The sequence below is a fragment of the Streptomyces sp. NPDC051987 genome (assembly GCF_040680735.1).
GTDB lineage: Bacteria > Actinomycetota > Actinomycetes > Streptomycetales > Streptomycetaceae > Streptomyces.
The window spans coordinates 114,091-125,637 of sequence record NZ_JBFAXI010000012.1; the positions used below are offsets into that span (position 1 = coordinate 114,091).

Annotated in this window: 7 protein-coding genes, 1 tRNA gene and 2 pseudogenes; 7 read left to right on the forward strand and 3 right to left on the reverse strand. The window is 71.4% G+C overall.

Annotated features, from left to right (window positions below; translation table 11 throughout):
• Positions 1-40 precede the first annotated feature (40 nt).
• Positions 41-934, forward strand: coding sequence for an SDR family oxidoreductase (locus AB0M11_RS09970; RefSeq protein ID WP_365703328.1), 894 nt, complete (start codon positions 41-43; stop codon positions 932-934).
• Positions 935-984: 50 nt separating this feature from the next.
• Positions 985-1,437 (forward strand): annotated as a pseudogene (locus AB0M11_RS09975) (SDR family oxidoreductase); the annotation flags it as partial.
• A 105-nt stretch (positions 1,438-1,542) separates the two neighbouring features.
• Here AB0M11_RS09975 and AB0M11_RS09980 read toward each other — a convergent pair.
• The gene (locus AB0M11_RS09980) at positions 1,543-2,280 is read right to left on the reverse strand and encodes a flavodoxin family protein (protein ID WP_365703330.1); all 738 of its coding nucleotides are present in this window, start codon (positions 2,278-2,280) and stop codon (positions 1,543-1,545) included.
• Positions 2,281-2,458: 178 nt separating this feature from the next.
• Between AB0M11_RS09980 and AB0M11_RS09985 the strand changes: the two genes are divergently transcribed.
• Entirely contained in the window at positions 2,459-4,150 is a 1,692-nt protein-coding gene (locus AB0M11_RS09985; protein WP_365703332.1) for an acetolactate synthase large subunit, read from the forward strand.
• A 225-nt stretch (positions 4,151-4,375) separates the two neighbouring features.
• Here AB0M11_RS09985 and AB0M11_RS09990 read toward each other — a convergent pair.
• Positions 4,376-4,525 (reverse strand): annotated as a pseudogene (locus AB0M11_RS09990) (ATP-binding protein); the annotation flags it as partial.
• 351 nt (positions 4,526-4,876) lie between these two features.
• Here AB0M11_RS09990 and AB0M11_RS09995 point away from each other — a divergent pair.
• The 3 genes from AB0M11_RS09995 to fdh all read left to right on the forward strand — a co-directional run bounded on the left by AB0M11_RS09995 (position 4,877) and on the right by fdh (position 10,330).
• Entirely contained in the window at positions 4,877-5,944 is a 1,068-nt protein-coding gene (locus tag AB0M11_RS09995; protein WP_365703334.1) for a 4Fe-4S dicluster domain-containing protein, read from the forward strand.
• Positions 5,941-6,969 (forward strand): NrfD/PsrC family molybdoenzyme membrane anchor subunit, encoded by a 1,029-nt coding sequence (gene nrfD, locus AB0M11_RS10000; RefSeq protein ID WP_365703336.1) that lies wholly within the window; start codon positions 5,941-5,943, stop codon positions 6,967-6,969. The genes AB0M11_RS09995 and nrfD overlap by 4 nt, the downstream gene beginning before the upstream one ends.
• Positions 6,970-7,069: 100 nt before the next feature.
• Positions 7,070-10,330, forward strand: coding sequence for a formate dehydrogenase (gene fdh / locus AB0M11_RS10005; RefSeq protein ID WP_365703338.1), 3,261 nt, complete (start codon positions 7,070-7,072; stop codon positions 10,328-10,330).
• On the opposite strand, the gene selD is transcribed toward fdh, so the two are convergent.
• A complete protein-coding gene (gene selD, locus AB0M11_RS10010) occupies positions 10,331-11,350 on the reverse strand; it encodes a selenide, water dikinase SelD (protein ID WP_365703340.1) in 1,020 nt (339 codons plus the stop codon).
• A gap of 34 nt (positions 11,351-11,384) precedes the next feature.
• On the opposite strand from selD, the gene AB0M11_RS10015 reads away from it, so the two are divergent.
• Positions 11,385-11,477, forward strand: a tRNA-Sec gene (locus tag AB0M11_RS10015).
• Positions 11,478-11,547 lie beyond the last annotated feature (70 nt).

Below are 11,547 nucleotides of genomic sequence, written 5' to 3' on the forward strand. Positions count from 1 at the left end.
AGCGGGGCCCTACCTGGCCGCTCGGCGCCGTCGCACGCTCGTGACCGTCTCCGATGGCGTCGGGCATCGGATAGTTCCCAGCAAGGAGCATGACGTGACGCAGCGCACATGGTTCATCACCGGTGTCAACAGCGGCTTCGGTCGGCGCATGACCGAGCAGTTGCTTGAGCGTGGCGACCGGGTGTTCGGCACAGTCCGCAGGCCCGGATCCGTCGACGACCTCACCGCCAAGTACGGCGACACGTTCCGGGTGGATCACCTCGACGTCACCGACACCCCGGCCGTGAAGGAGGTGGTCACCCGTGCGTTCACCGAAGTCGGACGGATCGACGTGATCGTCAACAACGCCGGCTACGGCCTGTTCGGCGCGGCCGAGGAAGTCACCGACGAACAGATCGTCCGCATTCTCGACACCAATCTGGTGGGTTCGATCCAGGTCACCCGGGCCGCCCTGCCGCACCTGCGCGCCCAGGGCGGAGGTCGGATCATCCAGGTCTCCACCTACGGCGGACAGGCCACCAACCCGGGCGCCTGTATGTACCACGCCAGCAAGTGGGGCATCGAAGGCTTCATGGAGTCCACCGCCAAGGACGTCGCCCCGTTCAATATCGGCGTCACCATCGTCGAACCCGGCGGCGCGCGAACCGAATTCCGCTACAGCAGTCTGCAGATGGCGACGCCGATGCCGGAATACGACACTTCACCGGCCGCCATGACCCGTGGCGCCCAGGACCGCAGTCGCCCCTCGCTGGGCGACCCCGGTCTGATGGCCACCCGCATCATCGACAGCGTTGAGCAGTCCCCCGCCCCCCGGCGGCTGGTCCTGGGCAGCGATTCCTACCGTTTCCTCCAGGCGGCCCTGTCCGAGCGGCTGGCCGAGGTCGAGGCCCAGCGCGACACCGCCGGCCAGTCTGACATCACCGAAGAGGACTGAAATGTCTCATGCACCCCCACTGCCCGCGGAGCCCCTGGGCAGGGCGGGCAATGCCGACCTCACCGCTCCCGGCCGGCCAGGGAGACGGCCAACGGACAGCCCGGCCAGAAGGACCGCCTTCGGTCGGCGGGCGACCACAGCGTCTGCCGTCCGAGGATGTGCTGTCCCACCGGTGGAGCCTCCGGCATCGACCTGCATGTGCGGCATCGGTGGCGGCTCCGTCGTCAACGTCGCATCCGTCCACGCGCACTCACCCGGCCCGGTGTGTTTCCCTGCGCGTCAGCCAAGGCCGACATGCTCGGCCTGACCCGAACCATGCCCTGGAGCTCGCCGCCGACAGTATTCGAGTCAACGCAGTGTGCCCCGGCTACGTACGTACGCGTCCCGTCATCAGCCAGTACGAGCAGCGTCCCGACTCAGCCGATGCCTGGGCGCGCCTCAACGCCGCTCAGCCCCTCGGCCGGATCGCCGAACCCGAGGAAAGAGCCAGTGTCGTGTCCTTTCTGGCCTCCCCCTGCCAGCCGGAAGATATCCTTCGGTCCCCGGCGTGCCGGCCCACCGCGAGGGCCGGACCCGACGGCCGTCCGCCACCTGCCACCGGCATCCCGCTACCGGTGCTCGGGGTTTTCGTAGTCGCGGCGGCAGCCGGCGTCCCAGGCGGTGCGCTGGTTGCCGTAGGCGGGGATGCCGCCCAGGTCCTTCAGCGCCCGGGCCAGGTGCAGCAGGTTCCAGGTCATGAAGGTGGTGTTGCGGTTGGTGAAGTCGTTCTCCGGGCCGCCCGAGCCGGGATCGAGGTAGGAGGGGCCGGGGCCGGCCTCGCCGATCCAGCCGGCGTCCGCCTGGGGCGGGATGGTGTAGCCCAGGTGCTGGAGGCTGTAGAGGACGTTCATGGCGCAGTGCTTGACGCCGTCCTCGTTGCCCGTGATCAGGCAGCCGCCGACCCGGCCGTAGTAGGCGTACTGGCCTGCTTCGTTGAGCAGGCTGGAGCAGGCGTAAAGGCGTTCGATCACCCGCTTCATCACCGAGCTGTTGTCGCCCAGCCAGATCGGGCCGGCCAGCACGAGGATGTCGGCCGCCAGGACCTGCCGGTACAGATCGGGCCAGGCGTCCCGCTCCCAACCGTGTTCCGTCATGTCGGGCCACACTCCGGTGGCGATGTCGTGGTCGACCGCCCGCACGACGTCGACGTGCACGCCCTGCGCGTCCAGGATGGCGGTGCTCCGGTCGATCAGACCCTCGGTGTTGCTCGTCTCCGGCGAGCGCTTCAAAGTGCAGTTGAACACCAGAGCACGCAGGTCGTCGTACCGAGCCGGCGGCGCGTCGGTAGCGGGCGACGAAGTAGTCACGCAGTCCTCCCGGAGCCCTGCCGCCACGCGGCGCGCGGCGACTCGTGCACTGCGCCCAGCCTGCGGGTCGACCGCGGCAGCCGCCACCGCAACACCTCCGAACGGTTCCGGCGTTCCGCGCCCCTCGGCCGGCTGCCGACGAGTGGCCGGGTCCGATGGCCGTGCCTACGTTCGTCTCATGGGCACCGAAGACGCGAGCGGGTCGCAGAACACGGCAGCAGTGGATGACGTCGCGCACCTGTTGGTGCGTTGTCTGCGGGCCGAAGGCGTGGAGTACGTCTTCGGCATCCCCGGCGAGGAGAACATCCGCTTCGTCGACGCGCTGAACGGCTCCGGGATCCGGTACATCCTGGTACGTCATGAACAGGCCGCCTCGTTCATGGCGGAGATCTACGGGCGACTGACCGGCCGGGCCGGAGTGTGCTCGGCCACCCTGGGACCCGGCGCGATCAACCTGCTGCTCGGCACCGCGGACGCCATGACCAACAGCTCCCCCATGGTCGCCCTGGCCGCCCAGGGCTCCCTGCGCCGTACCCACAAGGAGTCGCACCAGGTCATCGACCTCGTGTCGATGTTCGCTCCCGTCACCCAGTGGGCGGCCCGCGTCGACTGCCCCGACGCCGTGCCGGAGATGACCCGCAAGGCGTTCAAGACCGCGCAGAGCGAGCGCCCCGGCGCCGTGTTCCTGGCCGTGCCGGAGGACGTCGAGGCCGCACGTCCCGCGCAGCCCCTTGCCCCTCTGCAGATCGACACGGTGCGCGCCGACGCCCCCTCGCCCACCCAGGTCGCGCGAGCGGTCGAGGTGCTTGCCGCGGCTCGCCACCCCGTCGTGCTGGCAGGGCACGGGGCCGCCAGGGCTCGGGCCTCGGCCGCCCTGGTGCGGTTCGCCGAACGGCTGAACATCCCGGTCGCGACCACCTTCCACGGCAAGGGCGTCTTTCCCGACGACCATCCCAACGCCCTCGGCGCGGTCGGCTTCATGCGCCACGACTACGGCAACTTCGGCTTCGACACCGCCGACGTGCTGGTCTGCGTGGGCTACGAGATCCAGGAGTTCGACCCCGTCAAGATCAATCCGAACGGCGACAAACGAATCGTTCACGTGCACCGCTTCCCCGCCGAGGTGGACGCCCGCTACCCGGTCGCCGTGGGAGTCGAAGGCGACCCCTCACAGGCACTCGACGCACTCGCGGCAGCCCTGCCCGAAGGACTCGCCTACGACTTGGGAAACAGCGAGAAGATCCGCACACTGCTCGACGAAGAACTCCAGTACGGGCGCGACAACGACGCGTTCCCCGTCGTACCGCAGCGCGTGGTCACCGATGTCCGCACCGCCCTGGACCGCCACGACATCGTGCTCGCCGACACCGGCGCCGGAAAGATGTGGATGTCCCGCCTCTACCCCACCTACGAACCGGACACCTGCCTGGTCTCCAACGGCCTGTCCACGATGGGGTTCGCACTGCCGGGCGCCATCGCCGCCAAGCTGGCCCGGCCGGAACGGCGCGTCCTGGCGATGATGGGGGACGGCTCGTTCCTGATGAACTCCCAGGAACTGGAGACGGCCGTCCGTGAACGCGTCCCGCTGGTCGTCCTGGTCCTCGTGGACGAGGAATACGGCCTGATCACCTGGAAGATGGAACTCGAACTCGGCCGCCACAGCCACACCCGGTTCACCAACCCGGACCTGGTCGCCTACGCCGAAAGCTTCGGCGCACGCGGCTACCGGATCGAGACCGCCGACCAACTGCTGCCCACACTGCGCCGCGCCCTCGACGACAACTCCGTCTCCGTGATCGCCTGCCCCGTCGACTACTCCGAGAACCTGCGCCTGACCGACAGACTGGGCAGTCTCCACGGCCCGTTCTGAACTGACGGGCTCAGAACCCGGAGGTCGCGGTCTTCGTCCTTCTGAGGACCGCTTTCGGTTGTCCGCCTTGTACAAACCCTGCAGAGGTCAGTCACCCACCAGCCGGGGCATCACCCCTTCCTGCTCGTCCAGATGCCGGCCCCTGGATGCCGGTCCGTAAGCGCCATCGCTTCCCAAGCTGCCGCAACGCACTCCTTCACGCGCCGCGCGAAGATCCGGCGGCGCATCCGGCAGCGCCTGCTCGGCCCAGATGGTCTTTCCGATCGGCGACTGGCGGGTGCCCCAGCCCTGGGTGAGCTGGGCCACGAGAAGGAGTCCGCGGCCACCCTCGTCGAAGAGGCGGGCACGGCGCAGGTGAGGAGCTGTGTTGCTCGCGCGCAGGCCGGGCAGGCCGAGCAGCCGCGCCGACCGGGCGTAGGGCGGCGCGGGCGACGGTGCGGGGGGCGGTGCGAGCGGGTCGCCGGTGTCCGCCCTGCGGAGCCTGGTGAGGCGGTTGAGGTCGCCGTCGTTCAGTACGCAGAAGACCAGCGGGGCCGGTCCGGTGAGGTGAAATCCGGCAGGCGGTTTCCGGCGCGCGGCGCGAGGGCACCCGTGCCAGGCTCGAAAGGCGGGCAGGGAATCCGGCGGTAGAAGGCGAGCAGGACGTGGCGGTGTCCGACGAGCAGCAGCCGCCGTCGCCCTGCCGCCCGGCGCCGTGCCCGGCGCGAACATGAAGGAGGTCGGGCCATGACCGACAGCGGCGCCGACGACGCGACCCGCAGGGCCCGGCGGGACCCCGGCCGCCGGAACCTGCTGTCCGGTCCGCAGCCGGACGTGGCGGGTGCGGCAGGTTACCCGGACAGCCCGCCGCGCATGGGCTTCTTCACCGACACCACCGTCTGCATCGGCTGCAAGGCGTGTGAGGTGGCCTGCAAGGAGTGGAACGCGGTCCCGGAGGACGGCCTCGAACTGACCGGCATGTCCTACGACAACACCCAGGGGCTGGGCGCCGACACCTGGCGCCACGTGGCCTTCATCGAACAGCGCAAGCCGCTCGCCGTCCAGGAGCCCGGGGTCGCCCACGACGACGTCGACGTGTTCGCCGCGGCCCGCGGCCTCGGCACCTCCGCCGCGTCTCCCGGTCCCGGGGCATCGGCCCCCGCTCCCGGCACCGGCACCGCGCCGGCGGGCGCACCGGCCGGTGAGATCTCCCCGGTCTCCCCGGACGGGCGCACCGAACTGCGCTGGCTGATGGCCTCCGACGTGTGCAAGCACTGCACCCACGCGGCCTGTCTCGACGTCTGCCCCACCGGCTCGCTGTTCCGTACCGAGTTCGGCACCGTCGTCGTCCAGGAGGACATCTGCAACGGCTGCGGCTACTGCGTGCCCGCCTGCCCCTACGGCGTGATCGACCAGCGCAAGGACGACGGACGGGTGTGGAAGTGCACCCTGTGCTACGACCGGCTCGGCGTCGGCATGGAACCGGCCTGTGCGAAGGCGTGCCCGACCGACTCCATCCAGTTCGGGCCCCTGGACGAGCTGCGCGAGCGGGCGGCCGAGCGGGTCGGCCGACTGCACGCGGCGGGCGTCGCCGACGCCCGGCTGTACGGCGAGGACCCCGGCGACGGGGTCGGTGGCGACGGCGCGTTCTTCCTGCTCCTCGACGAGCCGGAGGTGTACGGCCTGCCCCCGGACCCGGTGGTCACCACCCGGGACCTGCCGGACATGTGGCGGCACGCGGCGCTGGCCGCGGTCTCGCTCGTGGCGCTCGCCGCCGGCAGTTTCGTGCGCGTCGGCCCGAGGAGGCGGCGATGAGCGGTTCCGACGTGACCCGCGACGGCGTCCAGGGGGCCCGGCCCGGCCGGAACGCCGTCACCGGCGGGTACGGACGGCGCCGGAAGAAGGGGAAGGGGCGCGGCGAGCGGAGCATGGTGCCGGACGCCGAGTTCTCCTCGTACTACGGCAAACCGATCCTGAACAAGCCCACCTGGAAGCCGCTGGACATCGCCGGTTACCTGTACCTGGGCGGGCTCGCGGGCAGTTCCTCGCTGCTGGCCGCCGGTGGGCAGCTGACCGGCCGTCCCGCGCTGGCGCGGGCCGCGAAGCTGGCGGCGACGGGCGGGATCTCGCTGTCGCTGGCCGCCCTCGTCCACGACCTGGGGCGCCCGGCACGTTTCCTCAACATGCTGCGCGTCCTGAAGCCGACCTCGCCGATGAGCGTCGGCTCCTGGCTGCTGGCCGGGTACGCCCCGCTGACCATGGCGGCCGCGGCGAGCGACGTCGCGAACCGGTACCGGCCGGTGGGCGCGGCCGCCACGGCGTCGGCCGCCGTCCTGGGACCGGCGGTCGTCACCTACACGGCCGTGCTGCTCGCGGACACCGCCGTGCCGTCCTGGCACGCGGGCTACCGTGAGCTGCCCTTCGTCTTCGCGGGCTCCGGCGCGACCGCGGCGGCCGGGCTGGCGCTGCTGGCGGCGCCGCCCGCACAGACCGGACCCGCCCGGCGGCTGGCGGCCCTGGGCGCCGCCCTGGAACTGGGCTGCTTCCAGCTGATGAAGCACCGGATGGGCGGCCTGCTCTCCGAGCCGTACGAACAGGGCCGCGCGCACACCCTGCTGCGCACGTCGGAACTCCTCACGGCGGGCGGCGCGGCCCTGGCGGCCCTCGGCGGCCGACGACCGCACCGCGCCCTCGCGGCGGTGGCGGGTGCGGCTCTGCTGACCGGCTCGGCGGCCCTGCGCTTCGGCGTGTTCCACGCGGGCGTCGCCTCGGCCGAGGACCCGAAGTACACGGTCGTACCGCAGCGCGAGCGGCTGAACGCGAAAGCAGCGGAAGGCTAGGGTGGTTTCGGTGGGACCGCCACGGGTACTCCGGCGCAACGGCGGACACGCGCGGCAGGCTGTCCGCCGCCGCCGGGGCACGGAACGGGAGGAGTGAACCATGGGCGTCCGCACCTGGATCGACTCCTGGCCGGTCTACCGCCAGCTCACCGGCACCGACCCGCTGGGCCGCGGCGCCGCCGCGAAGAGCGGGCGCAGCGCCCGGCTGACCCCGCGGGTGGCGAGCGCGGAGCGGGTGGTGAAGTCGGTCTGCCCCTACTGCGCGGTCGGCTGCGGCCAGAACGTGTACGTGGAGAACGGCAAGGTCACCCAGATCGAGGGCGACCCCGACTCACCGGTCTCCCGCGGCCGCCTCTGCCCCAAGGGCTCGGCCAGCCTCCAGCTGACCACCGGCGACTCCCGCGAGCACCGGGTCCTCTACCGGCGCCCGCACGGCACCGCCTGGGAGCACCTGGACCTCGACACCGCGATGGACATGATCGCCGACCGGGTCATCGCGTCCCGCCGGGCCGGCTGGCAGTGGGAGGTCGACGAGACCCGTACCCGGCGCACCCTCGGCATCGCCAGCCTCGGCGGGGCCACCCTCGACAACGAGGAGAACTACCTCCTCAAGAAGCTGTACACGGCGCTCGGCGCGATCCAGATCGAGAACCAGGCGCGTGTTTGACACTCCTCCACCGTTCCCAGTCTGGGAACCTCGTTCGGACGCGGCGGCGCGACCACCTTCCAGCAGGACCTGCAGCACTCGGACTGCATCGTCATCCAGGGCTCGAACATGGCCGAGTGCCATCCGGTCGGGTTCCAGTGGGTGATGGAGGCGAAGGCGCGCGGCGCCAAGCTGATCCACGTCGACCCGCGGTTCACCCGCACCAGCGCGCTGGCGGACCTCCACGTCCCGCTGCGCGCGGGCACGGACATCGCCTTCCTCGGCGGGATCATCAACCACGTCCTGGAACAGGAGAAGTACTTCCGGGACTACGTCGTCGCGTACACCAACGCGCCCGTGATCCTCGGCGAGGACTTCCGGGACACCGAGGACCTGGACGGCGTCTTCTCCGGCCTGGACCCCGACAGCCGCTCCTACGACAACGCCAGCTGGCAGTACGAGGGCATGGAGATGCAGGCCGCGTCCGGTGAGCGCGACCAGGAGTACGACGAGCGCACCGGCGGCGGCAGTTCGGTGTCCGAGGCGGCGCGCGGCGAGGCGCACGGCTCCGGCGGCGCCGACATCGGCGAGGGCGAGCCCGAGCGGGACGAGACGCTCACCCACCCGCGCTGCGTCCTCCAGGTGCTCAAACGGCACTTCGCCCGCTACACCCCCGAGACGGTCGAGCAGATCTGCGGGGTCCCGCAGGACGTCTTCCGCCAGGTGTGCGAGCTGGTCACGGAGAACTCCGGACGGGACCGGACGACGGCCTTCGCCTACGCGGTCGGCTGGACCCAGCACACCGTCGGCGTGCAGTACATCCGGGCCGCCGCCATCCTGCAGACCCTGCTCGGCAACATCGGCCGGCCCGGCGGCGGCATCCTCGCGCTGCGCGGCCACGCGTCCATCCAGGGCTCCACCGACATCCCCACCCTGTTCAACCTGCTGCCCGGCTACCTCCCGATGCCGCACGCCCACCAGCAGCAGGACCTGGACACCTACGTCGAGGCGGAGGCGGCCCGCAAGGGGTACTGGGGCAACATGCGCTCCTACCTGGTGAGCCTGCTCAAGGCGTACTGGGGCGAGGCGGCCACCCCTCAGAACGACTTCTGCTTCGACTACCTGCCGCGCCTGACCGGCTCCCACTCCACCTACGAGACGACCATGGCCCAGCTGGAAGGCGTCTGCACGGGCTACTTCCTGGTCGGCGAGAACCCCGCCGTCGGCAACGCCAACTCCAAGCTGATGCGCCTCGGCATGGCCAACCTGGACTGGCTGGTGGTCCGTGACTTCTCCCTGATCGAGTCGGCGACCTGGTGGCAGGACGGCCCCGAGATCGAGACCGGGGAGCTGCGCACCGAGGACATCCGCACCGAGGTGTTCTTCCTGCCGGCCGCCGCGCACACCGAGAAGGACGGCAGCTTCACCAACACCCAGCGCCTGCTCCAGTGGCACCACCAGGCCGTCGAACCGCCCGGGGACTGCCGCAGCGATCTGTGGTTCGCCTTCCACCTCGGCCGGATCATCCGCGCGAAGCTGGCCGGCTCCACCGACCCCATGGACCAGCCGGTGCTGGACCTGACCTGGGACTACCCGACCAAGGGCGCGTCGGCCGAACCCGACGCGGAGGCCGTCCTCGCCGAGATCAACGGCCGCGACGCCGAGGGCAACCCGCTCGCCTCCTACGAGCAGCTCAAGGCCGACGGCTCCACGGCCTGCGGCTGCTGGATCTACTGCGGGGTCTACGCCGACGGCGTCAACCAGGCGGCCCGGCGCAAGCCCGGCAGGGAACAGAACTGGGTCGCCAACGAATGGGCCTGGGCCTGGCCCGCCAACCGGCGCATCCTCTACAACCGCGCCTCGGCAGACCCGGACGGCAGGCCGTGGAGCGAGCGCAAGGCCCTGGTGTGGTGGGACGAGGAACAGGCGAAGTGGGTCGGCCACGACGTCCCCGACTTCACCGCCGACAAGTCGCCGCAGCACCGCCCGCCGCCCGGCGCGACGGCCGCCGACGCCCTCTCGGGCACCGACCCGTTCATCATGCAGGCCGACGGCAAGGCCTGGCTGTACGTGCCCTCGGGCCTCACCGACGGTCCGCTGCCCACCCACTACGAGCCGCAGGACTCGCCGTTCCCCAACCTGCTCTACCGTCAGCAGCGCAATCCTGTACGGCAGTTGCTGCCCCCGCACCCCGACAACCGCTACCAGCCCAGCGGCACCGAGCCCGGCTCGGAGGTGTTCCCGTACGTGGCCACCACCTACCGGCTCACCGAGCACCACACCGCGGGCGGCATGTCCCGCTGGCAGCCCTATCTGGCCGAGCTGCAACCGGAGTTCTTCTGCGAGGTGTCGCCCGAACTCGCCGCCGAGCGCGGCCTGGAGCACACCGGCTGGGCGACGATCGTCAGCGCCCGCGGTGTGGTCGAGGCCCGGGTGCTGGTCACCGACCGGATGGCCCCGCTGACCGTGCAGGGCCGCCGGCTCCACCAGGTCGGCCTGCCCTACCACTGGGGCCCCAACGGCTACAGCACCGGGGACGCCGCCAACGAACTGCTGCACCTGTCCCTCGACCCCAACACGCACATCCAGGAGACCAAGGCCTTCGCCGTCGACATCCGCCCCGGCCGACGCCCGCGCGGCCCGGCCTCCCTGGCGCTGGTGCGCTCCTATCGCGCCCGTGCGGGCATCGACGACCGCACAGGCACGGAGCCGTGATCACCTGAGGACGAGCGAGTGGTCCCCGCGCGGCACCAGTTCCCCGATCACCGGCGCTCCCGGCACCTCCCCGGCGACCAGCAGTCCGCCGGAGGTCTGGGCGTCGGCCAGCAGCAGCCGGGTGTCGGCGCCGGTGTCCCCGAAGTCGGTGTACGGCGCCACCCACTCCAGGTTGCGCCGGGTGCCGCCGCTGACGTACCCGTCGCGGACCGCCTCGCGGGCGCCCTCCAGGTAGGGCACCGCGGCGGTGTCGAGCACGGCGGTCACGTCCGAGGCGCGAGCCAGCTTGTGCAGATGGCCGAGCAGACCGAACCCGGTGACGTCGGTGGCGCAGCTCGCCCCGGCGGCCAGCGCGGCGGCGGATGCGTCCCGGTTCAGGGCCGTCATCGTGGCGACGGCCTGCTCGAACCGCTCGCCGGTCGCCTTGTGCCGGTTGTTCAGCACACCCACGCCGAGCGGTTTGGTCAGCGACAGCGGCAGGCCGGGCCGCCCGGTGTCGTTGCGCAGCAGCCGCGCCGGGTCCGCGACGCCGGTGACCGCCATGCCGTACTTGGGCTCGGGGTCGTCCACGCTGTGCCCGCCGCCGACGTGGCAGCCCGCCTCGGTCGCCACGTCCAGGCCGCCGCGCAGCACCTCACGGGCCAGCTCGAACGGCAGCCGGTCGCGGGGCCAGCCGAGCAGGTTGACCGCGATCAGGGGGCGGCCGCCCATCGCGTACACGTCGGACAGCGCGTTGGCGGCGGCGATCCGTCCCCAGTCGTAGGGGTCGTCGACGACCGGCGTGAAGAAGTCGGCGGTGCACACCACGGCCGTCCCCTCCGCCCCGGGCACGGTGACCACGGCCGCGTCGTCGCCGGTGGCGAGGCCCACCAGCAGCGGACCGCCGGTGCCGGTGAGGGAGGGCGCGGTCAGCCCGCTGACGACCTCCTCCAGCTCGCCGGGCGGGATCTTGCAGGCGCAGCCGCCACCGTGGGCGAACTGCGTGAGCCGCACGGACGTCCGGCGGGTCGCTGGTGTCATACCGGTCTCCTGGGGAACTAGCGTGGCGGTCGGTGGAGGCGTGTGGGTGCCTGGTGGCCCTCCCGGTCTTCAAAACCGAGGTGCCCGAGGATCTCGGGCAGGCGGGTTCGATTCCCGTCCGCCTCCGTCCCCTACCAGTACCGATAGAAAACTCGGCCAAACGCGGGCCTAACGCAGACGACTCACAACCACTACCC